The organism is Pseudomonas sp. LBUM1645 (genome assembly GCF_059716185.1).
The window spans coordinates 3,805,330-3,827,311 of sequence record NZ_CP166811.1 but is presented as its reverse complement, the minus strand read 5'-3'; the positions used below and the strand labels follow the sequence as shown (position 1 = coordinate 3,827,311).

Genomic DNA, 21,982 nt, shown 5'->3' with positions numbered 1-21,982 from the left:
TCGTATTTTCTACCTGGCGGTTACTGCTCGAGCATATTCGACGAGGTCTTTTGGATAAACCAAATGATCGATATTGCTGTCGTCGATACCGTATAAAAACACGATTGCTGCGGCTTCTATAGCCCAATATCCAAAATAGTTGCCACCTTCGCCCTGTAAATGGGTGTCATGCCATGGCGCCTCTGTAAATGCGTCGTACCATTCGCTGCAATATTGTTTGAGAAGGTTGGTGGCATCTTCTTTCGTCTTTGCATAGATGGCCTGCACTAACGGCGAATAGACGTCGTGATACCATTGATCTACATCATGTCGATCAGGTAGTACTTTGCAAAGTAAATCCTCATACAACGTGTCATTATCTGCATAGCCGGCATTATCTATCAACTGTACAAATCGGCCAAGAAGATCTGTGCGATGTAGCAGGATACAAAATCCTATAACTTGAATGCATTCTTCATACTGATACGGGTAGGCATCTATCGCGAGTGGGGAGATATCAGGGCATTGTTCGAATTCTGCTAGTTTGGCTTGTCTAATCTCATATTTATCAATTAGGTCTTCAAGCAGAGGGAGGAGGGCGCTGATCTCTTCTCCAGCGGTGTATGCGGCCAGAAGTTTATGGAGCGCCAAGCGTTGAAAAAATCTTGAGCGAAGCGCCGCTTCCTCTTCGGTAGAGTCGGATTTGAATGTGCGCGCTTTAAAAAAATCTATGGCTTCGTCGTGTTCTGTCAGGAAGATTTTATAGTGGGTTTCACTGTAAAACTCTTGTCTTTTAATCAACGTTTTATGCCTCTAGCGTATTTGACCAGATCTTTTGGGTAGACCATGTGGTCAATGTTGCTGTCGTCAATATCGTACAGAAACGCTATGGCTCCCGCCTCCAGCGCCCAGTATCCAACGTAACTGCCTTCGTCGCCATCCTTGTGCGAATCATGCCAAGGGGCTTGATCAAAGTGCGAATACCAATTTGCACAGTATTTCCCCAATAGCTCAGGTGCGTTATTTTTATCTTCGGCGTAAATGGCTTGAATCAGCAGGGTATAAGCGTCGTGATACCACTGATCTACATCTTCACGGTCGGGAAGAACCTTTATGAGCAGATCTTCATAAAGCGTATCCGTGCCTGCATAACCGGCGTTGTCTATCAGCAAAACGAACCGTTTTAACAAGTCCCGACGATGCAGAAGGATACAGAGACTGATCACCTGCAAACACTCCTGATACTCGTCGACCCAGTCATCAATTGTCAGGGGAGTTATGTTTTCAATCTGTTCATATTGAGCCAGCTTTTGTTGCAGATTTTCATAGCTCTCTACTAAAGTCTCCAGAAGTATTGTCAGATTGTGAACTTCCTCCCCTGCGGTATAGCGCATCAGAATGTTCTTCAAGTGGAGCGTTTGAAAATGCCTAGCCCTTATAGACTTCTCTTGCTCGGAAGAATCGGCTTGGAATAGCTTGTCCTCCCAGAATATAAACGATTTTTTATAATGGATTATAAAGTTTTCGTGTCTCTTCTCGGTAAGGTGTTTTTGTCTTTTGATCATTTGTCTATGCTTCGATCAATGGCGGGAACGTTATTTCTGGCGTATTCGACTAAAGCCTTCGGGTATACCGTGTGATCGACGTTGCTATCATCAATGTCGTATAGAAATGCAATGGCAGCGGCTTCAATAGCCCAATAGCCAACGTAACTTCCGCTGTCTCCCTGTAGGTGCGTATCATGCCAAGGCGCATGCGGGAATGCGGGATACCACTGTTCACAATAATCGCCGAGAAGCTTGCTGGATTGTGCTTTGGTCTTGGCATAGATGGCTTGGATTAGCGGGGTATATACGTCATGGTACCATCGATCAACGTCATGCCTGTCCGGCAGTACTTTGCACAACAGGTCCTCATACAGGGTGTCATCGCCAACGTATCCCGCCTGGTCTATTAGAATCACGAACCGCTTCAATAGATCGATGCGATGCAACAGGATGCATAAACTTATGACTTGTACGCATTCTTCATACTGGTCCACCCAATCATCTATGGCGAGCGGGGAGATGTTTGCGAGCTGTTCATAGACCGCCAGTGCTTTCTGCGATATTTCGTATTTCTCTATGAGCGTTTCAAGCAGTGGTATAAGCGTCGCAATCTCTTCGCCTGCCGTATAACAGGCCAGGATTCTGTCAAGCAGCAACTCTTGAAACTGATGTGCTCTGAGGGAAGCTTCCTGTTCCAGGGAGTCGGATTCGAAGGTATTGGTCTTGCAGAATTCAATAACTTCATCGTATTCCTTCAGAAACCTTTTATAGTTGGCTTCACTGTAGAGGGTCTGTCTAATCTTCATGTGCTCTCGCATATTCGACCAAGTCCCTTGGGTAGACACTATGGGTGATTTTGCTGTCATCGATTCCATACAGAAACGCAATAGCACCCGCCTCGAATGCCCAATACCCTACATAGCTTCCTTCGTCCCCGTTCAAGTGTGAATCGTGCCAAGGGGCTTGGCTAAATGCCGCGTACCATTGTTCACAATAATCGTCTAGCAACTGAGAAGCCTCGGCTTTGTCATCTGCATAGATAGCGTGAATTAAAGGTGTGTAGACATCGTGGTACCACTCATCGACATCTTCTCGCCCGGGTAGACGTTTGCGCAACAAGTCTTCATAGAGCGTGTCTTCACCTTGATAATTTGCATCGTCAATAAGCTTGGTAAATCGTTTGAGCAAGTCTGTTCTGTTAAGCAGGATACACAGGCTAAAGACTTGTACGCATTCTTCATATTCATCTGGCCAGTAATCAATAGCAAGGGGCGAAATGTCGATTATTTTCTCGGAGAGCGAAAGTTTTCTTTGGCACTCTTCGTAGGCTGATATCAGTTCTTCAAGCAATGGAACCAGCAAATTGATTTCCATTCCAGCTGTATAAGTAATAAATAATTTTTTCAGCGCTAGATCTTTAAAATGAGCTGCCCTTAGGGACGCTTCTTGTTCCGGAGAGTCTGACTCAAATGTGTTGGTCTTCCAGAAAATCCTGGTCTCTTCGCTGTAAGCCAGGAAATTCGCGTATCGGGTATCGCTTAGGAATTTTTGTCGCTTATTCATTACGATCCAACCCTGGAACCAATAACTGCCGTATGGTTTCTAGCGTATTCAACCAAATCTTTCGGGTACACCATATGATCGATTTTACTGTCGTCCATGCCGTATAAAAATGCGATTGCGCCAGCTTCGATTGCCCAATAACCCACGTAGTTACCATCCTCTCCTTGATGGTGGGTATCGTGCCACGGAGCTTGCTCGAAAGCTGAATACCACCCCTCACAATACTGTTGGAGCAACGTTGACTTCTCATCTTGATTCTCGATGTAGATCGCCTGAATGAGGGGCGTATAGACGTCGTGATACCACTGGTCGACATCGTGCCGGCCTGGCAGAACCTTCTTCAATAAGTCTTCATAAAGCGTGTCGTCGCCAGCATATCCTGCGTTGTCGATTAATCTTACGAATCGTTTAAGGAGGTCTGTGCGATGTAATAGGATACAAAAACCAATAACTTGTGCGCACTCTTCATATTCGTGTGGCCAGTCGTCTATCGAGAGTGGTGATATTCCAGGAGATTGTTCAGACTCTGCTAGTTTTGCCTGTCTGATTTCATACTTGCCAACCAGGTCTTCAAGCAGAGGGGCGAGAGACGGTATTTCTTCTCCCGCTGTGTATGCCGCCGTAAGCTTGCGAAGTGCTAAGCGCTGAAAAAATCTTGAGCGAATTGTCGCTTCGTCATTGGGCGAGTCTGATTGGAACGTGTTTGTCTTAGAGAACTCTATGGCTTCGTCGTGTCCTCTCAGAAAGTTTCTGTAGTGGTTTTCACTAAAAAATTCTTGTCTTTTAATCAAGGTTTGATTCCTCTAGCGTATTCGACTAAGGCCTTTGGATAAACCAAATGATCGAGGTTGTTGTCGTCTATACCGTATAGAAAGGCAATCGCACCGGCCTCAAAGGCCCAATAACCAACGTAGGTTCCGTCCTCTCCTTGAAGGTGGGTGTCATGCCACGGAGCCTGCTCGAACGCTGGATACCATTGTTGGCAATATTTATTTAGTAGCGTTGACGCCTCTTCTTCACTGTCGCTATAGATCGCTTGAATGAGTGGTGTATATACATCGTGATACCACTGATCGATATCATGCCGGTCAGGCAATACTTTCTTCAGTAAGTCTTCGTAAAGAGTGTCGTCACCCGCATAACCCGCCTCGTCTATGAGCTTGACGAAACGCGAAAGCAAATCGGTGCGGTGCAATAGGACACACAAGCTGATCACTTGAACGGCTTCCTCGTATTGATTTGGCCAGTCATCTATTGCGAGGGGTGAGATATTCGGGAAACCTTGGTACGCTGCTAGGGCTTTCTGACGAATATCGTATTTTTCTATCAAGTCTTCAAGCAGGGGAATAAGGGACTCGATGTTCTCCCCGGCGGTGTAAGTTGCGAGCAGTTTGTCTAGAGATAGAGTCTGGAAGTATTTTGCACGTTGAGAGGCTTCCTCTAATGCAGAGTCAGATTTGAATTTATTTATCTTAAAAAACTCTATGAGTTCATCATGTTCTCTAAGGAAGTTTTCATAGTGTTTTTTACTGAAAGGGTGTTGTCGTACGTTCATAGGCATCAAATCGGGATCCTGGGGGGCAACGTGTCGTATTTTTATCAGGGGTGATTTTATTATTCGCTCGCCCAATACCAGATCGTGTTGCCCCAATTTGAATCGTTTGAAATCGGCATGACTTCACCCCGTTCGAAATAGCGACGAGATTCGGCTTGTACAGGTGTAAACCAATACCCTGTTTTACTACAAGGTTGCCCTGCGTCTACGCAGGCGATATTTGTAATGTCTGTCGACCGGCAGTTTCTGGCGTATTCAACCAAGTCTTTTGGGTAAACCATATGGTCGACGTTGCTATCGTCTATTCCGTACAGGAAAGCAATGGCACCAGCCTCCAGCGCCCAATATCCACAGTAGCTTCCTTCATCTCCTTGTTTATGAGAATCGTGCCATGGAGCCTGTTTAAACGCCGGATACCAACCATTGCAGTATTTCTGCAATAGCTTGGAAGTCTTTTCCTTATCCTCCTCATACGTTGCGTATACCAGATCCGAGTAAACATCGTGATACCAGCGATCTACGTCGTATCGATCAGGCAGAAGTTTGCAAAGCAGATCTTCGTATAGAGTGTCATCGCCTGCGTAACCTGCTTGATCTATTAAGGCCGCGAAGCGTTTTAGCAGGTCGCTGCGGTGTAAAAGAATGCACAGACTGAACACTTGAACACATTCTTCGTACTGGTCAGGCCAGTCATCAATCGTTAGCGGTGTGATGTTTGGAATCTTTTCGTAATTCGCTAACCGCTCTTGAAGAAGCTCGTAGCTATCGACCAGCTTTTCCAATAACGGAATCAGATTTTCGATTTTATTTCCGGCGGTGTAACGTATCAGTATCTCTTTGAGTATCAGCTTCTGAAAGTGTCTAGCCCTGACAGCTTTTTCTTGATTCTCACAGTCCGCTTGGAATGTATGTTTATCGAAAAAACTAATGCTTTCTTCGTAATTGATGAAGAAATTATCGAGGCGAGTGTCACTCAGGAATTTCTGTCTTACTTTCATGTGGTTCTTTTGTTCTAGTTGACTGGCACTCAACAATGAAACGATGGGCGATTGTTCGCCCATCGGAGAGATGATCGACTTTAATCAAAATTGATCTGTTACCGTTATCATTCCTCTCCAGACCAATACCATAGTGTATCGCCCCAGTTGGAGCCACTGAAACTCGGCATGATTTCCCCTTGCTCGAAATGGCGGCGTGAATCCGACTGAGCCGGGGTGAACCAATAACCTGCTTTGCTACACGCTTGGCCTGATTCAAGTCGAGAGGGACTGCTCGATTTCTTATCATTTTGGTCAAAGCGTGTATACCATTGATAAGTGCTCTCTTTTTCGAAGCAGTTGCCGTGCGGTGAATAACTATGGAGTTGGTCTGGGTTATGAATTCTTGCGGGCTTTAGAACATTATTTACAGCGACGTACGCTGCTGGGTGCCCATCCATCAAGGCACCTAACTCTGGATAATCTCCTGCGCGGATAATCAGGCCTTCATTGTAATTGAAGATTTCTACATCCCCACGCCCGCTAAAGGAGTGACGTAATGCAGACTCACCACCAAGGCTCTCTATGATGCTTTGGTTGATGATTGTGTACCAATTCACTCCCTTGATATAGCCTAGTAATTCTCGTGAAGAAGAGTGAGGCATTGAATCGACTTCCAGGCCCGAATATTGTAACGCTAGCTCGTATTCAGTGGGCATATAGCTGTGGTAGTCGTAAGGTAATATACTTGAAAGTCCGCCATAACCATGCTCTGCATTAATCTGGTTGCACAGATAGATTATCCAGCCTTGGTAGCGATCAAGTCCGCCCGGTTCTTTTAGAAAAGACCAAGGCAGCACCAACTTTATGTAAGATCGTTTTTTGTCGCCATGTGCTTCGAACGAATTCAACATCGAGAGGCTGAAGCTATCGGCTTCGGCCGCGTTGCTGGCACTACCTAAAAACCAGCTAAATTGATCGTTTGAGTCGGTTTTTAATATTGCTTCTCTTGCTTTGTTGAAGTTTCCATCGTTAAGCTTTTTCTGTCGACGATAGATCATTGTTTTTAGATGAGGCTTGAACTCTTCATAAAATCTAGTGAAGCACTCGTCTATTTTTTTCTTTAATTCGAAGGTGTACCCGTGCTTAAAGTATAAAGTTATGATTAGCCCCAATTTTACTACGGAAGTTCCGTCCGGCAGTTCAAACTCAAGGTCGGGAGCCTTTTCATCTAGCTTTTTCAAGATCTTATTCATGGGTATCTCAATCAACGATTCAAGAGAAGCGGGCTGTTAGCGAGCGTTGTCAAGACGGTAGCTAACAATGCCCAAGCGACTTGGGCCAAACGAACAAGTACGAGCAAGGCCGCCATAACAGTTGCGGGAATTGCAGCTGCGACAATCAGCTCGCCGATTACTATAATCACAACAGCCGTCGCAACAGCTTTACCCAAATCGAGCAGAAGTTGTACCCAGTCGATATTCTTGAGCGCGTCGAGTGTCAAGTCAGTGTACCGCTGAACCTCATGCCACATCGCTCGCAACTGATCATCTGTCCATCTCAGTACTTTACCGCCGGTTTCACCGACCCATTCCCAGGCTTTTTGTGACTCGCGTCGTACCCACTCACCCTTGGTGCCAATCCAGGTAGAAGCTTCCTCAAGGTGTTTTTGAATTTCTTGTGAAAGTTGGCGGATACCCTGACCCCCTTGTTCCAAGAGACTGTCCACGGCACCTTGTACCTGTTGGGTCCAACTTTCCACATGAGCAGGTCTGGGCGTTGCTTCAGGTCCATAGGCTGGAACCGGTACAGGGGCTGGCCTGGGGGGATAGCTGGGCGGTAATAGTGGGTCCCATTCGGATGACTCACGTGAACGAGTTGGTTTGTATTCTTTATTGTATTCTTCGTCACGCTTGCGATCGTCTTCATCGCGGCAGTCGGTGATTTCCAATACTGAAAATCGCTCTTGACCTCCAGAAATATCCAGGTATGCCTGTTCTTGCTCGGGAAGAAGTTTATCTCCTGGAAACTTTACCTCAACCAGTCGTTCCAGATTGTCTGGATGCATGACCCCTTCGTGATCAGGTCCTGCGAGTGCAGGCCAACGTATGGCGCGATTTTTTACGATAATCACGTCTGGGCGACGCAATAGATTTTTTGTTCTTCCCTGTGGAAAAAACGTCATTGTATGACGTCTGTCTGGGTCAGGAGTCTGGCCATTAAGCGAGAATGACGTACTTAAAAATGGCTTCGGAGGCAGAAAAGTCATGTCGAAACTGACCTCGGCCTTATAGTTCCAACGAAAGTCGTGTCGGAACTCATCGGCTTTAATCAAGCCACTCATAACGAGCTGTTTTAGCTCGATAACGGTAGTTTTCCCATCCTTCGTTGATTTAGTCGTCAGTCGTGGAAATCGAGCACCATATTGTGCTTTTTCCATCAAATACGGCTTGTTCTCCGGGTGGGGTAGCGGCTTTCTTGTTTCTTTACCTTCAATGCTGGTAACTGTGCAAGCCTGGGTTGTTTTCGGTTGCGCAACGGCCATGTTGATTACTCTCCGACTAAACGTTTCGATAGTCCATATTCATTTGTTGTGGCGCACTTTCACCAGCTCTTAATAGCGGCTCCAACGGTTCAGGCTTGCGAGTCTGCGTTAAGAGTTCAACCTCTGCAGGGTCAGTACTATGAACAAGAAAGGTTTTACCTTCTTCATTTGTATAACCCGCGATCTGGATTCCGTCGGCACGCTTGAGTGTGTAAGGAGCTCCGATCAAAGGTTCACCGGTTTTCTCGTTCAGTAGGATATAGCGAGCCTTATGACTGCGCGGAGCACTTTCAAGCAACTTACCAAATTTATCCTTGTCCGCCAGACCAGGCAAAAGAGGCCCTAATATCTGAATACCAGTCCCTGCTCCCGGTCCACCCCCCGAGTTAACCTTCACATTGGCGCCACTAATCGTCACCCCCCCCGCATCCACCTTCACAAAGCCCCCGCCAGCCTTGGCCGTCAGCTCCATGCCGCCTTCAACCACAACCTTTTGCCCGGCGTTGTAGTGAATCTCCTGACCGGCCTCGACAAACTGCGCCGTCCCCACCTTTACATGCTGAGTCACGCCAACGGTGAGGTGATCATCCGCCCGGGTTTCAGTCTTGCGGTCGAGGTGGGTGATGCGATGCTCTTCAACCTTGAATTCGCTTAAAACATTGGCCTCGACCGTGTCGTGTCGCTCGTTGCCGACGCGAATCTTCTGGTCATGCTCAATGTTTTCATCCCAATCGCGCTGGGCGTGCAGGTAGATCTGTTCTGCGCCTTTCTTGTCTTCAATCCGAAACTCGTTGTAACCATTACCGCCCGGTGAGCTGAGCGTTTTGAACGTACTGCGGGTCTTGTTCGCCGGCAGGTCGTAGGGGACGACGTTTTCCTTGTGGTACAGGCAGCCGGTGATCAGCGGTTGGTCTGGGTCGCCTTCCATAAACGACACCAGCACTTCCATACCGATGCGCGGGATGGCGATGCCGCCGTAGGCGCTTCCGGCCCAGCCGGTGGCGACGCGCAGCCAGCAGCTGGTGTTGTCGTCGGCCTGGCCTTCGCGGTCCCAGTGGAACTGGACTTTGACGCGACCGTATTCATCGCAGTGGATTTCTTCGCCCTTGGGGCCGGTGACGATGGCGGTCTGGCTGCCGAGGACTTTGGGTTTCGGGTGTTCGAGGGCAGGGCGGAAGTGTGCGTCCCACGGGGTGGCGAGGAAGCGGTTGCGGTAGCCCTGATGAAAATCGTCTTTGTTCTGGGTGACGTCGCTGGTGACGTTTGCGCCGAGCACTTGCGGCTGTTTGCCTTCGTGCACCACTTCCAGCAGCAGCCAGAGGTCGTTCCACTCGGCGCGCGGGTGTTCGCTCAGGGCCATGAAGTGGCCGCTGACCAGGGTTGGCTCGTCGCCTTTGCCTTCGGCAAGTTTGTAGTCGCTGCGATGACGTTCCAGGGCGCGGGTCGCCAGTTGCTTGCCGCGTTCGCGGTCGGTGAAGCGGCCGGGGTAGTCGTAGTCTTCCAGGTCCGGGGCGAAATCGCTTTTGGCGGCGCCTTCGGGAAGGATGCGCGGTTTCTCGAAGTCGTAATCGCGGCGGCTGACGCGGGTGGTGCGGGTTTCCAGGCGCAGGTTGAAGCGCTTGATCACCGGTTTCTCGGCGGCCATGCCGGAGTCTTGCTGATAGGCCACGGGCGCGAGTTTGCGGAACACGGTCTGGTCATCGCCGAACACCAGTTTGTGACCGCTGGACGAGTGCTGGAAGTGGAAGTGAATGCCTTCTTCTTCGCACAGGCGCTGGATGAAATGCAGGTCGGACTCGTCGTACTGCACGCAGTAATCGCGTTCCGGGTAGATCGCGCCGAGCTGGAAGCAGTAGGCATCGGCCAGGATACCGCGGGCTTCGAGGACCTGAGCGATGATTTTCGGCACACTTAAATGCTGGAAAATCTGCTGGTCATGGTTGTGGCGCAGGTAGGCGAGTTGCGGCACCAGGCTGATGCTGTAACGGGTCAGGCTTTTGCCGGAGTCGCCTTGCTCGATGCGGTACACCAGACCGTGGATGATGCCTTTGCCGGTGGCGCCGAAGGTCAGGCAGCCGGGCTTGTGCAGCAACTCTTCGAGTTTCAGGTCGGGGCGCGCGCTGACCAGTTCGATGTCGAAACAGAACGGCTGGTTGAGGGTTTCGCGACCGACGAAGCTGAGTACCTGAAGGTCAACGGAAACGCCTTCCAGCGTCAGGGAAATATGGGTTGCGTTCGCGTCCAGCATGCCTTTAATTCCGTCCTTTGAATAAGCTGGGCGGATGGTGCAGGATTAAAGCGCCTCGTTCAAGGAAACGAATAGTCATTTACCGACTAAAGTCGTCTGTAGCCCGTCACAGCCTTCTGCCATCATCGCCGCTCACTTCTGTGTGTCCACTTCATCCTGGCAAGTTACTTGTCCGGGGCGAAGGCTATTTTTTTGGCTTATTGCGCCTTGCGCAAACGCTGCACTGTTGGAGCTTTTTTTCATGCGTCCCCCCTTTACTCTCATCACCGCGCGCCAATCACTCGGCTTCGGCGCTTTAGTCCTGTGCGCCGGTTTTACCGGGTCGGCTTTTGCGAGCGGTTTTATCGACGACACCACGGCGAAAATCGAGTCGCGCACGGTGTATTTCAATCGCGACTTTCGTGATGGGCACACGTCCACCGAGCAGGGCGCTTCGAAGCGTGAAGAGTCGGCTCAAGGTTTTATTCTCAACCTGCAATCGGGTTACACCGAAGGCACCGTCGGTTTCGGGATCGATGCCTTGGGCATGCTGGGACTCAAACTCGACTCCAGCGCCGACAGCAGCAACAGTGGTTTGCTGCCGTCCACGGGGCAGGATCCGCGTGGGTCGAAAGACGAATACGCGAAACTGGGCCTGACCGCCAAAGTGCGATTCTCGCAAAGTGTATTGAAGTACGGCGCACTGCTGCCGGACGTGCCGCTGCTCAAGTACAACGATGGTCGTTTGCTGCCGACGATGTTCAATGGCGCAATGCTCACCTCCAAAGAGGTCAAGGACCTGACCTTTATGGCGGCGCGGCTGGACAAGTACACCGCCCGGGACTCCACCGACTCCCAGGACATCCGCGTGCACTGCAAGAACAAGCGTTATGCCTGCAACGTCACCGCCGATCATTTCGACATGTACGGCTTCGACTACAAGATCAGCGAGCGTCTGACCGGCCAGTATCACTACGCCGAGCTGGAAGACATCTACCGTCAGCACTTCGTAGGTTTGCTGGCCAACCAACCGCTGGGCGACGGCGTGCTCAAGGCTGACCTTCGATTGCTCAAGAGTGCCGACAGCGGCGCCGCTCGTGCAGGTTCCATCGACAACCGCGCCCTGAACGGCATGCTCGCTTACGCCATCAGCGGTCACACTTTCAGTGCCGGTTGGCAGCGGATGAACGGCGACAATTCGATGCCGTATCTGGATGGAACCAATCCGTACCTGGTCAACTATGTACAGGTCAACGACTTCGCGGCTGCGCAGGAGCGCTCGTGGCAGCTGCGTTATGACTATGACTTCAAGGCGATCGGCATCAATGGCCTTAGCTTCCTGACCCGTTATGTGAACGGCGATCACATCAAGGTGCTGGGCAGTGATCAGGAAGGGAAGGAGTGGGAGCGCGACAGCGAGCTCAAGTACGTGGTGCAGAGCGGGACGTTCAAAGATGTCAGCCTGCGGTTGCGCAATGCGACGTACCGGACGAACTACGAGAAGTTTGCCCGGGATGTCGATGAGACCCGGTTGATTGTGAGTTACAACTTTTCGGTGTTGTGACCGGTAGGAGCTGCCGAAGGCTGCGATCTTTTGATCTTGCTTTTAATGGCCAAAATCAAAAGATCGCAGCCTGCGGCAGCTCCTACAGGAGATGTGTCAGGTGAGTTGCTGGCGATATGGCAAGTCCGGCCCGGTCTTGCTGCACGTCAGCGCCGCGGCTTGCACTGCAAATTTGAGCATCCCGTCGATCTGCTCGCGGTCGAGCGATTGCACACCCTCAACCGAATCCAGCTGCTGCTCCGTCAGCCAGGTAATCAGCGCTGCCTGGAACGTATCGCCAGCGCCCACGGTGTCGGCAATTCTCACTGAGCTCGCCGGCACCGACCATGAACCATGGGCACGACTGAACACCGTCGCCCCCTCGCCACCACGGGTCAGAAACACCAACTGACAGCGATGCTGCAGCCAGCCTTCAATCTCCCGTTGCGGATCCTGCTCGGGGTACAACAGGCTCAAATCCTCATCGCTGACTTTGATCAGGTCGGCCAGCTCAACCAAGGTCGCAATCCGCGAACGCCACAGGTCGATATTCGGCTCAGGATTGAGCCGCACGTTCGGATCAAGGCTGATCAAGCGTTTACCGCTTTCCCGTTGCACCAATGCCAACAGCGTGTCGGCAATCGGCTGCACCACCAGCGAGAACGAGCCGATGTGCAGGCCGCGTACCTCAGGGCCCAGTTCCGGCAGATGCTCGGTTTTCAGCTGACGATCCGCGCAGCCTTCACCCCGGAAGCTGTAATGCGGCGAACCATTGGCACCGACGGCCACCATCGCCAGGGTCGTAGGCGCGGCGAAATCCACCAGGTAATCCGAGCGCACACCTTCATCCTGCAGGACCTGCTGCAAGCGTCGGCCGAGGTAGTCGGTGGACAGGCCGGCAAATAGTGCGGCATCCACCCCCAAACGACGCAAACCCACCGCGACGTTGAACGGCGAGCCACCGGCAATCGCCTTGAAATTCACTTTTGAAGCCAGGCCGCTGGCATCGTCTTCACTGAAGAAATCGAACAGCGCTTCGCCACACACCAGGTACATAGTTGTTCACTCTTTAAAGGGTTACGACATGCTGTTGATAGCGTTCGTATGCTTGCTGACAGGCCGCCACATTGTCTGCGATCGGCAAGGTTTCGCTGGCCGGATCGAGCTTCACGCAACGCTCGCAAAGGTCCGCCAGGCTGTCTTCATGCCCGTTTGCCCAGGACTTGCACCACGCCGCCTGAATCGCGGCGCCAAGGGCCGCGGCTTCACTTTGTTCGGTGCAGATCACCGGGGTGTTCATGATGTCGGCGACCATCTGCCGCCACACCGGGCTTTTAGATCCGCCGCCGATCAGGCAAATGCTGCGGCTTTGTAAGCCATTCTGGCGCAGCAGGTCCAGCCCATAACGCAAACCGAAGGTCGTGCCTTCGACCACCGCGCGGCACAGGTTGGCCTGAGTCAGGTTAGTCATCGTCAACCCCAGCAAGCTGCCGGTGGCATGGGGCAGGGCGGGGACGCGCTCGCCGTTGAGGAACGGCAACATGCACACGCCTTCGGCACCGATGGGTGCTTGCGCGACGAGGTCGTTGAACTGTTCGATATCCAGCTCGAACAACTCGCGAATCACCCCGGTGGCATTGGTCAGGTTCATGGTGCAGATCAGCGGCATCCAGCCACCACTGGAGGAGCAGAACGTTGCGACTGAAGCGTCCGGACTGACCTTCGGTTGATCCGCATAGGCGTACACCGTCCCCGATGAACCGAGGCTCATGGTGATAGCGCCGGGCTTGATATTGCCGGTGCCGATGGCGCCCATCATGTTGTCGCCACCGCCGCTGGAGACCAGCACCTGCGGGTTGATGCCCAGGTGTTCGGCGATGCTCGGCAGGATCGTGCCGACCGCTTGATGAGCGTCGATCAGCTCCGGCAGCGCGGCTTGCAGTCGCCCGGTGGCATCGATGTCACGCAGCAGCTGCAAATCCCACTGACGAGTTCGCACATTGAAATAGCCGGTGCCCGAGGCGTCGCCGTACTCGCTGCAACTGCGGCCGGTGAGCCAATAGTTGAGGTAGTCATGGGGCAGCAGGATGCGGGCGATGCGAGTGAAAATCTCCGGGTGTTGTTCTTTGGTCCAGAGCAGTTTGGAGACGGTGTAGCCTGGCGCGATCACGACGCCGAGGCGTTCCAGGGAGCCTTTTTCGCCACCCAGATGGGCAAGCAGGCGGTCGTTCTCCGGGGTGGATTCGGTGTCACACCAGAGTTTGGCCGGACGCAGCGCCTGACCTTGATCGTCGAGCAGCACCAACCCATGTTGCTGGCCGGAAACGCCGATGCCGAGGATGTCCTGGCCGTCGACCTTCGCTGCGAGCAATGCACGGCGCGTGGCAAGCGCGAAGGCTTCCAGCCATTGGGCGGTGTCTTGCTCGCGGCGGCCATTGGCGCCACTGATCAGGCTGTGCGCGGCGGCTCCCTGGCCCAGCACCTGACCGCTGACGGCGTCGAGGATGATGGCTTTGGTGCCTTGGGTGCCGCAGTCGATGCCGAGGAATAGTTGTTGGTTTGACATGAGCGGTCCTGCTGGTTTGTAACGTTAATCTGAAAACCACCCCTCTCCCCAGAGGGGAGAGGGGGAAAGGGGGCCGATCTTTGTGCTTTTCAAACCTGAGTTCGACTCGATTTTTCAGGTCGATGTAGCTCCAAGAGCAACTCGGTCAGTCCCCTCTACCCCCTGGGGAGAGGGTTAGGGTGAGGGGTGGTTCCCACTGACACTCAACTAACATCCGCAAGCACCCGCTCCAGCGTCCGCGTCACCCCTACATCCCGCAAGCTGTTACAGCACCACTCAAACGCCGCCACAAACTCGGGCGAATGCGGAATCGCCGTACCAAAAATCTCCTCAACCGCCAGCAACCGCTGCGTGATCAACGCATCATCCGCCACCAACGCCTGACAAAACGCCGCCCGCGGATCAGGAATGCTGTAGGTATCCCCATTCTCGTCCACGCCCTTCAAATACAACGCCCAAGCCGCCACCACCAATGCTGCTCGTTTGGTCTCCTGCCCATCAGCAATCAATCGATTGATTGTCGGCACAGTGAACTTCGGAAACTTCGACGAACCGTCCGAACACACGCGCTCCAGCTGATCGGCAATCGCCTGGTTGGAGAAGCGCGCCTCCAGGGTGTTTTTGTACTCGGTCAGGTCAATCCCCGGCACGGGTGACAGTTGCGGGGTCACGTCCAGGTCCATGTAGGCACGCATGTAGCGCACGAACAGCGGGTCGTTCATGGTTTCGTGAACGAAGCGGTAACCCTTCAAAAAACCCAGATAAGTGAGCGCCAGGTGACTGCCGTTGAGCAGTTTGATCTTCATCTCTTCATAGGGCGTGACGTCGTCGGTGAACTGCACGCCGACCTTTTCCCAGGCCGGCCGACCGTTGACGAACTTGTCTTCCAGCACCCACTGCACAAACGGTTCGCAGACCACCGGCCACGCGTCGTCGATAGCGTGTTTATCGTGCAGTTGCAGCTTGTGTTCGGTGCTGGTCATCGGGGTGATGCGGTCGACCATCGCGTTGGGGAAACTCACGTTGGTGGCGATCCAGTCCCCTAGCTCGGCATCGCGAAGGGCGGCGAAAGCCAGTAACGCTTTGCGAGTGACCGCGCCGTTGTGCGGCAGGTTATCGCAGGACATCAAGGTGAACGCAGGCGTGCCGGCTGCACGACGTTTGGCCAGCACGGCGCAGAGAAAACCGAACACGGTTTTCGGTGCGTTCGGGTGTGCCAGGTCGTGCTGGATTTGCGGCAGCTGGGCCATGAACTCGCCGGTGCTGTCGTCGATGCAGTAGCCGCCTTCGGTAATGGTCAGCGAAACGATACGGATCTCGGGGCTGGCGAGTTTGTCGATCAGCGCTTGCGCGCCGTCTTCGGCCAGCAGCATGTCGCGAATCGCGCCGATCACACGAACTTCGGTATCGTCGGTATCGCCGAGCTCGAACAGGGTGAACAGGTAATCCTGCTCTTTGAGATCGTCCCGGGCGCGGCGGTCTTCGGCGCGCAGACCGACGCCGCAAATCGCCCAATCCAGGCCTTCGCCGGTATTCATCAACGCATCGGTGTAATACGCCTGATGCGCCCGGTGGAAACCGCCGACGCCGATATGCGCGATGCCTTGGCGGGTGTCGCTCAGGGTATAGGCGGGCAGGACCACCTCGGGGGCGAGGCGGTTGAGGTTCTGTTTATTGAGTTTCATCACATGCTCTCTAAAATCAGGCCGCGCACAATCAGGCGGCAGCGCGCAACGGGCGGGTCAGCGCCACACCGTCGGCATCGAATAAATGGCAGTGCTCGGCGTCCAGATGCAGGCTCAGGGACTCGCCATAACGGCTGGCCAGGTCGCCGCGAACGCGCATGGTCAGCGCTTCGCCGGACGAGGTCACCACGTGGCAGAAAGTGTCGCTGCCCAGGCGTTCGCTGACGTCCGCGGTGACCTGCAAGGTGCAGTCGCCGGCTTGCGCGAGATTCAGATGCTCCGGGCGAATGCCCAGGGTGACCGCGCCACCGACGCTCAGGTTGGCACCGCTCAATGGCAAGGTAATCCGGGTGCCGGCGTCCAGCAGCACTTCACAGCTCTGGCTTTCAACGCGGGTGACTTTGCCCTTGAGGAAACCCATTTTCGGCGTGCCCAGGAATCCGGCGACAAACAGGTTGGCCGGCTGGTGATACAGGTCCAGTGGCGAGCCCACTTGTTCAACCTTGCCGCCATTGAGTACGACAACCTTGTCGGCCATGGTCATGGCTTCGACCTGGTCGTGGGTCACGTAGATCATCGTGGCTTTGAGTTCTTTGTGCAGGCGCAGCAATTCCAGTCGCATCTGTACGCGCAGGGCGGCGTCGAGGTTGGACAGTGGTTCGTCGAACAGGAAGATCTTCGGATTACGGACGATGGCCCGGCCGATGGCCACGCGCTGACGCTGGCCGCCGGACAACTGTTTCGGTTTACGTTCGAGCATCGGCCCGAGTTCAAGGATGCACGCCGCTTCGCCAACTTTCTTCTCGACTTCGGCTTTCGGGACGCCGGCCAGGTCGAGTGCAAACGACATGTTTTTGCGCACGCTCATGTGTGGGTACAGGGCGTAGGTCTGGAACACCATCGCCAGGTCGCGCTTGGCCGGGCTGACTTCGGTGATGTCGCGGCCATCGAGTTCGATGGTGCCGCCGCTGACTTCTTCCAGGCCGGCAATCAGGCGCAGCAGGGTGGATTTGCCGCAGCCCGACGGGCCGACGAACACCACGAACTCGCGGTCGTTCACTTCCAGATCGATGCCTTTGATGATGGAAAAGCCTTCGAAGCCTTTTTGCAGATTCTTGATTTTCAGGTTGGCCATGATGATGGGCCTCCGTTTGTTGTTTTTTAAGATCAAAAGATCGCAGCCTTCGGCAGCTCCTACACGGAACGTCCGGCCGATGCGGTGTCCCTGTAGGAGCTGCCGCAGGCTGCGATCTTTTGCTTTTGATTCATTTCACGGCGCCGAACGACAGGCCGCGGACCAATTGTTTCTGGCTGATCCATCCGAAGATCAGGATCGGCGCGCAGGCCAGCGTCGACACCGCCGACAACTTGGCCCAGAACAGACCTTCGGGACTTGAGTAGGAGGCGATCAATGCGGTCAACGGCGCGGCTTTCGACGAGGTCAGGTTCAAGGACCAGAACGCTTCGTTCCAGCACAGGATCAGCGACAGCAGCACCGTGGACGCCAGGCCACCCTTGGCGATCGGCAGCAGCACCCGGACCATTTCCTGCCACAGCGTGGCACCGTCGAGGCGCGCGGCTTCGAGGATGTCCTTGGGGATGTCTTTGAAGTAGGTGTAAATCATCCAGACCACGATCGGCAGGTTGATCAGCGTGTAGATCACGATCAGCGCGATGCGCGTATCGAGCAGGCCGAAGCTCTTGGCCAGCAGGTAGATCGGCATCAGCACGCCCACCGGTGGCAGCATCTTGGTGGAGAGCATCCACAGCAGCGTGCCTTTGGTACGTTGGGTTTCGTAGAACGCCATCGAGTAGGCCGCCGGCACCGCGATCAGCAGGCACAGCGCCGTAGCGCTGAAGGAAATCACCACCGAGTTCCAGGCGAAGCTGAAGTAATCGCTGCGCTCGTTGATGTGCAGGTAGTTCTCCAGCGTGGGCGTGAAGAGGAACTGCGGCGGCGTGGCGAACGCGTCGATTTCGGTTTTGAAACTGGTCATCACCATCCAGAAGATCGGGAAGAAGATCAGGATCGCGATGGCCCAGGCCAGGGTGCCGAGCAGCAGGCTTTGCAGACGGCGGGATTGTTGAAGGGTCATGGCGCAGGCCTCAGGCTTTGTCTGTCAGGTTTTTGCCGATCATGCGCACCAGCACGATGGCCGCGATGTTGGCGATCACCACCGCGATCAAGCCGCCGGCGGACGCCATGCCGACGTCGAACTGCACCAGCGCCTGGTTGTAGATCAGGTAGGCGAGGTTGGTCGAGGCGTAGCCGGGGCCGCCGTTGGTGGTGGTGAAGATTTCGGCGAATACCGAGAGCAGGAAGATGGTTTCGATCATCACCACGACGGCAATCGGCCGTGCCAGGTGCGGCAGGGTCAGGTGCCAGAAGATCGCGATCGGCCCGGCACCGTCGAGGCGCGCGGCTTCCTTCTGCTCCTGGTCGAGGGACTGCATGGCGGTCATCAGGATCAGGATCGCGAATGGCAGCCATTGCCAGGACACAATGATGATGATCGACAGCAGCGGGTAGTGCGCCAGCCAGTCCACCGGCTGCGCGCCGAACAGCTTCCAGACGTAGGCGAGAATCCCCGACACCGGATGGAAAATCAGGTTCTTCCAGATCAGCGCACCGACGGTGGGCATGATGAAGAACGGCGAGATCAGCATCACCCGTACGATGCCGCGACCGAGAAACTCACTGGCCTCCAGCAGCGCACTGATCAACACGCCGAACACCACGCTGATCAGCAGCACGCTGCCGACCAGCAACAGGGTATTGGTGGCGCCGGGCAGGAAACCCGAGTCGCTGAGGAAGTAGCTGAAGTTCTCCAGCCCGACGAACTCGTTCTCACCGGGGTAGAGCAGGTTGTAGCGAATCAGCGAGAAGTAAACGGTCATGCCCAGCGGCACGATCATCCACAGCAGCAACAATGCCACCGAGGGGCTGACCAGGAACCAGCCGGGGTTGGCCAACCGGCTTTTACGCACTGGTTGGGGAATGTCCATGTGAGCTTTGGCAGTTGAAATATTCATGGCGTTAAACCGATTCATGGTGACCTATGAAGATCCAATGTGGGAGCGAGCTTGTGTGGCGAGGGAGCTTGCTCCCGCTCGACTGCGCAGCAGTCGCAAAGCTTTTGGGGCCGCTTCGCGACCCAGCGGGAGCAAGCTCCCTCGCCACACAGGCAGTTCCCACATTGGCTGCGTGTTACTTCGGATAACCGGCGCGCTTCATTTCACGTTCGGTGGTTGACTGGGCAGCGGTCAGGGCCTGGTCGACCGTGGTCTGGCCGATCAGTGCTGCCGAGAACAATTTGCCGACCTGGGTGCCCACAGCCTGGAATTCAGGAATGGTCACCAACTGGATGCCGATATATGGCACGGGCTTGAGGGTCGGCTTGCTCGGGTCCGCGGCTTTCAGCGATTCAAGGGTCACTTTGGCGAACGGCGCAGCCTTCATGTACTCATCGCTGTACGTCGACGCGCGAGTACCTGGCGGCACGTTGGCAATACCGTCTTTCTCGGCAACCAACGCGCCGTATTCCTTGGAAGTGGCCCAGGCGCTGAAGGTTTTCGCCGCGTCCTTGGCCTTGGAACTGGTTGGGATTGCCAGCGCCCAGGAATACAACCAGGCCGAGCCCTTGTCGGTGGTCTCGTGCGGTGCGTAGGTGAAGCCGACGTGGTCGCTGACCTTGCTTTGGGTCTTGTCGGTGACGAAGGAGCCGGCGACGCTGGCATCGACCCAGATCGCGCATTTGCCGCTGTTGAACAGCGCCAGGTTTTCGTTGAAACCGTTGCTCGATGCACCCGGCGGGCCGGATTTCTTCATGGTGTCGACGTAGAAGTTCAGCGCGTTTTTCCACTCGGGGCCGGTGAATTCCGGCTTCCACTGCTCATCGAACCAGCGCGCACCATAGGCATTGGCGACGGTGGTGATCAGCGCCATGTTCTCGCCCCAACCGGCCTTGCCGCGCAGGCAAATGCCGTACTGTTCTTTATCCTTATTGGTGAGTTTGCTGGCGAATTCGCTGATCTGGGTCCAGGTCGGGTGCTCGGGCATGGTCAGCCCGGCTTCCTTGAACAGATCGGTACGGTAATAGGTGATGGAGCTTTCGGCGTAGAACGGCAAGGCATACAGCGAACCCTTGACCGACAGACCTTCACGCACCGATGGGAAAACGTCGTCGAGGGCGTAGCTGGCCGGCAAGTCCTTCATCGGCTCCAGCCAACCCTTGGCACCCCAGAGTGCGGCTTCGTACATGCCAATGGTCAGTACATCGAACTGTCCGCCCTGAGTGGCGATGTCGGTGGTCAGGCGTTGGCGCAGGACATTTTCTTCCAGCACCACCCAATTGAGCTTGATGTCCGGATGCTCGGCCTCGAAGGTTTTCGAGAGTTTTTGCATGCGGATCATGTCGCTGTTGTTGACGGTGGCGATGGTCAGGGTCTGGGCGCCGAGGCTGACGCTGCTGAGGGTCATGCAGGTGAGGGCAAGCAGAGCTTTTACAGAAGGTTGCATCGTGCACTCCTTTTCTGCACCCGGCGGGGTACAGAAGGACAGTTATTGTTTTTGTGTCTTCCGACGGCAGGAAGAATGTGCACTGATTACAGCCTTCAATTGATGGCGTGACAAATCATCCATCGCACTTGAATCGATACTATTTTGCACTGAGGTTTGGAGGGAGAGGTGCAGGGAACGGCTTTTTAGCGGTTAGACCCTATGGATTCCGTACAGGTTTTCAGGCCCCAAGATCAAAAGATCGCAGGCTGCGCCAGCTCCTACATTGGAATGCGATCCCCTGTAGGAGCTGGCGCAGCCTGCGATCTTTTGATCTTTCTTTACCCGAGATTTTGCTCAGTTAACCGCTGCACCGCCAATCGCCGGTAATGCGACGGCGTCATGCCCTTGAGTTGCTGAAAGCGCCGATTGAAATTGGAAATATTGTTGAAGCCCGATTCGAAACACACATCGGTTACCGGTTTGTCACCGTCGGCCAGCAGCTCACAGGATTTGCTGATGCGCAGTCGATTGACGAATTCGATGAAGCAGCGGCCGGTGGCTTGCTTGAACACTCGACTGAAATAAGTCGGCTTCATGCCCAAGTGCTCGGCGACTTCCTCCAGCGGCAGTTCACGGGCGTAATGCGCGAAGATGTAATCCACCGCCCGGTTGGTGCGATCAATATTGTGCTCGTCGGCCAATTGCGGCGTCGTGGCCCCGGACAGCAACTGATAGTCGTCAGAGGTCGCCAGCAACTCCAGCAGAATCAAAAAGTGCCCGAGGCGCGTCACGCCTTTGGTGTCGGCGATGCGCTGCATCAAAGTCATGGCCTGGCGGATGGTGCGCTTGCAGCGAAACTCGATGCCGTACTGCGCTCGCTCCAACAGCGGCGCCAGCGCCTTGAGCTCGGCAAACACCAAGTGGCCGCTGTCGAACAACTCATCCGTGAAGTTGACCAGCATGTCGCGCTTGGGCACCACTTCGTCTTCGGCCACCTGGCTGATCCAGTTGTGGGGCAGGTTGGGGCCGGTGAGGAACAGCGATTCAGGATAGAAGTTACCGATGTAGTCACCGATGAACACTTTGCCGGAGCTGGCGACGATCAGGTGCAGTTCGTATTCCTTGTGAAAATGCCAACGCACCAACGGGCAAGGAAAACCGTGCTGGCGGTAAATGATGGACAACCCGTTGTGGTCGTCCATCAGTTCGTAGGAGGGGTCTGTCACGCGGGCTGTTCGGGTCATGTCAGGGTGCTTTTCTTGTTATCGCTATCGGATCATGCCTCTTTCGGCGC

19 protein-coding genes are annotated in these 21,982 nt (G+C 54.2%); 1 reads left to right on the top strand and 18 read right to left on the bottom strand.

The annotated features are described in order from the left end of the window. Positions 1–9: 9 nt before the first annotated feature. From ACA079_RS17040 to ACA079_RS16995, 10 genes are all read right to left on the bottom strand, one after another. Positions 10–780, bottom strand: coding sequence for a PoNe immunity protein domain-containing protein (locus ACA079_RS17040; protein WP_497700174.1), 771 nt, complete (start codon positions 778–780; stop codon positions 10–12). Next, complete coding sequence (locus ACA079_RS17035; protein WP_497700173.1) at positions 777–1,544, bottom strand: PoNe immunity protein domain-containing protein; 768 nt, start codon at positions 1,542–1,544, stop codon at positions 777–779. Before ACA079_RS17035 ends, ACA079_RS17040 begins: the two co-directional genes overlap by 4 nt. Continuing rightward, on the bottom strand, positions 1,541–2,332 hold the full coding sequence (locus tag ACA079_RS17030; protein WP_497700172.1) for a PoNe immunity protein domain-containing protein: 792 nt from the start codon (positions 2,330–2,332) through the stop codon (positions 1,541–1,543). Before ACA079_RS17030 ends, ACA079_RS17035 begins: the two co-directional genes overlap by 4 nt. Then, the gene (locus tag ACA079_RS17025; protein WP_497700171.1) at positions 2,322–3,089 is read right to left on the bottom strand and encodes a PoNe immunity protein domain-containing protein; all 768 of its coding nucleotides are present in this window, start codon (positions 3,087–3,089) and stop codon (positions 2,322–2,324) included. Before ACA079_RS17025 ends, ACA079_RS17030 begins: the two co-directional genes overlap by 11 nt. Beyond that, on the bottom strand, positions 3,089–3,880 hold the full coding sequence (locus tag ACA079_RS17020) for a PoNe immunity protein domain-containing protein (RefSeq protein WP_497700170.1): 792 nt from the start codon (positions 3,878–3,880) through the stop codon (positions 3,089–3,091). Before ACA079_RS17020 ends, ACA079_RS17025 begins: the two co-directional genes overlap by 1 nt. After that, a complete protein-coding gene (locus ACA079_RS17015) occupies positions 3,877–4,650 on the bottom strand; it encodes a PoNe immunity protein domain-containing protein (protein WP_497700169.1) in 774 nt (257 codons plus the stop codon). Before ACA079_RS17015 ends, ACA079_RS17020 begins: the two co-directional genes overlap by 4 nt. A gap of 53 nt (positions 4,651–4,703) precedes the next feature. Next, entirely contained in the window at positions 4,704–5,642 is a 939-nt protein-coding gene (locus tag ACA079_RS17010) for a PoNe immunity protein domain-containing protein (RefSeq protein ID WP_497700168.1), read from the bottom strand. Positions 5,643–5,749: 107 nt separating this feature from the next. Continuing rightward, on the bottom strand, positions 5,750–6,877 hold the full coding sequence (locus ACA079_RS17005; protein ID WP_497700167.1) for a type VI immunity family protein: 1,128 nt from the start codon (positions 6,875–6,877) through the stop codon (positions 5,750–5,752). 11 nt (positions 6,878–6,888) lie between these two features. Beyond that, entirely contained in the window at positions 6,889–8,166 is a 1,278-nt protein-coding gene (locus tag ACA079_RS17000; protein WP_497700166.1) for a VRR-NUC domain-containing protein, read from the bottom strand. A gap of 16 nt (positions 8,167–8,182) precedes the next feature. Then, a complete protein-coding gene (locus ACA079_RS16995; protein ID WP_497700165.1) occupies positions 8,183–10,414 on the bottom strand; it encodes a type VI secretion system Vgr family protein in 2,232 nt (743 codons plus the stop codon). Between the two features lie 241 nt (positions 10,415–10,655). Here ACA079_RS16995 and ACA079_RS16990 point away from each other — a divergent pair, with 241 nt between their 5' ends. Beyond that, positions 10,656–11,957 (top strand): OprD family porin, encoded by a 1,302-nt coding sequence (locus ACA079_RS16990; protein WP_497700164.1) that lies wholly within the window; start codon positions 10,656–10,658, stop codon positions 11,955–11,957. A 96-nt stretch (positions 11,958–12,053) separates the two neighbouring features. On the opposite strand, the gene ACA079_RS16985 is transcribed toward ACA079_RS16990, so the two are convergent. The 8 genes from ACA079_RS16985 to ACA079_RS16950 form a co-directional block, all read right to left on the bottom strand. Next, positions 12,054–12,992, bottom strand: coding sequence for a carbohydrate kinase family protein (locus ACA079_RS16985; protein ID WP_497700163.1), 939 nt, complete (start codon positions 12,990–12,992; stop codon positions 12,054–12,056). 13 nt (positions 12,993–13,005) lie between these two features. Further along, a complete protein-coding gene (xylB, locus tag ACA079_RS16980; RefSeq protein WP_497700162.1) occupies positions 13,006–14,502 on the bottom strand; it encodes a xylulokinase in 1,497 nt (498 codons plus the stop codon). Between the two features lie 203 nt (positions 14,503–14,705). Beyond that, positions 14,706–16,187: a mannitol dehydrogenase family protein gene (locus ACA079_RS16975; RefSeq protein WP_497700161.1), complete on the bottom strand. Its 1,482-nt coding sequence runs from the start codon at positions 16,185–16,187 to the stop codon at positions 14,706–14,708. Between the two features lie 31 nt (positions 16,188–16,218). Beyond that, on the bottom strand, positions 16,219–17,322 hold the full coding sequence (locus ACA079_RS16970; protein WP_497700160.1) for an ABC transporter ATP-binding protein: 1,104 nt from the start codon (positions 17,320–17,322) through the stop codon (positions 16,219–16,221). Positions 17,323–17,452: 130 nt separating this feature from the next. Next, the gene (locus ACA079_RS16965) at positions 17,453–18,283 is read right to left on the bottom strand and encodes a carbohydrate ABC transporter permease (RefSeq protein ID WP_024164536.1); all 831 of its coding nucleotides are present in this window, start codon (positions 18,281–18,283) and stop codon (positions 17,453–17,455) included. A 10-nt stretch (positions 18,284–18,293) separates the two neighbouring features. After that, positions 18,294–19,220, bottom strand: a complete 927-nt coding sequence (locus ACA079_RS16960; RefSeq protein ID WP_046055095.1) for a carbohydrate ABC transporter permease — start codon at positions 19,218–19,220, stop codon at positions 18,294–18,296. 175 nt (positions 19,221–19,395) lie between these two features. After that, positions 19,396–20,706, bottom strand: a complete 1,311-nt coding sequence (locus ACA079_RS16955; RefSeq protein WP_095129876.1) for an ABC transporter substrate-binding protein — start codon at positions 20,704–20,706, stop codon at positions 19,396–19,398. A 320-nt stretch (positions 20,707–21,026) separates the two neighbouring features. Further along, a complete protein-coding gene (locus tag ACA079_RS16950; RefSeq protein ID WP_497700159.1) occupies positions 21,027–21,932 on the bottom strand; it encodes a helix-turn-helix domain-containing protein in 906 nt (301 codons plus the stop codon). Between the last annotated feature and the right edge of the window lie 50 nt (positions 21,933–21,982).

Coding starts and splice junctions, on each gene's coding strand:
- ACA079_RS16965 (WP_024164536.1), bottom strand. CDS start 18,283: ATGACCCTTCAACAATCCCGCCGTCTGCAAAGCCTGCTGCTCGGCACC.
- ACA079_RS16985 (WP_497700163.1), bottom strand. CDS start 12,992: ATGTACCTGGTGTGTGGCGAAGCGCTGTTCGATTTCTTCAGTGAAGAC.
- ACA079_RS17035 (WP_497700173.1), bottom strand. CDS start 1,544: ATGATCAAAAGACAAAAACACCTTACCGAGAAGAGACACGAAAACTTT.
- ACA079_RS16960 (WP_046055095.1), bottom strand. CDS start 19,220: ATGAATATTTCAACTGCCAAAGCTCACATGGACATTCCCCAACCAGTG.
- ACA079_RS17015 (WP_497700169.1), bottom strand. CDS start 4,650: ATGCCTATGAACGTACGACAACACCCTTTCAGTAAAAAACACTATGAA.
- xylB (WP_497700162.1), bottom strand. CDS start 14,502: ATGTCAAACCAACAACTATTCCTCGGCATCGACTGCGGCACCCAAGGC.
- ACA079_RS16970 (WP_497700160.1), bottom strand. CDS start 17,322: ATGGCCAACCTGAAAATCAAGAATCTGCAAAAAGGCTTCGAAGGCTTT.
- ACA079_RS16955 (WP_095129876.1), bottom strand. CDS start 20,706: ATGCAACCTTCTGTAAAAGCTCTGCTTGCCCTCACCTGCATGACCCTC.
- ACA079_RS17005 (WP_497700167.1), bottom strand. CDS start 6,877: ATGAATAAGATCTTGAAAAAGCTAGATGAAAAGGCTCCCGACCTTGAG.
- ACA079_RS16975 (WP_497700161.1), bottom strand. CDS start 16,187: ATGAAACTCAATAAACAGAACCTCAACCGCCTCGCCCCCGAGGTGGTC.
- ACA079_RS16995 (WP_497700165.1), bottom strand. CDS start 10,414: ATGCTGGACGCGAACGCAACCCATATTTCCCTGACGCTGGAAGGCGTT.
- ACA079_RS17025 (WP_497700171.1), bottom strand. CDS start 3,089: ATGAATAAGCGACAAAAATTCCTAAGCGATACCCGATACGCGAATTTC.
- ACA079_RS16990 (WP_497700164.1), top strand. CDS start 10,656: ATGCGTCCCCCCTTTACTCTCATCACCGCGCGCCAATCACTCGGCTTC.
- ACA079_RS16950 (WP_497700159.1), bottom strand. CDS start 21,932: ATGACCCGAACAGCCCGCGTGACAGACCCCTCCTACGAACTGATGGAC.
- ACA079_RS17000 (WP_497700166.1), bottom strand. CDS start 8,166: ATGGCCGTTGCGCAACCGAAAACAACCCAGGCTTGCACAGTTACCAGC.
- ACA079_RS17010 (WP_497700168.1), bottom strand. CDS start 5,642: ATGAAAGTAAGACAGAAATTCCTGAGTGACACTCGCCTCGATAATTTC.
- ACA079_RS17030 (WP_497700172.1), bottom strand. CDS start 2,332: ATGAAGATTAGACAGACCCTCTACAGTGAAGCCAACTATAAAAGGTTT.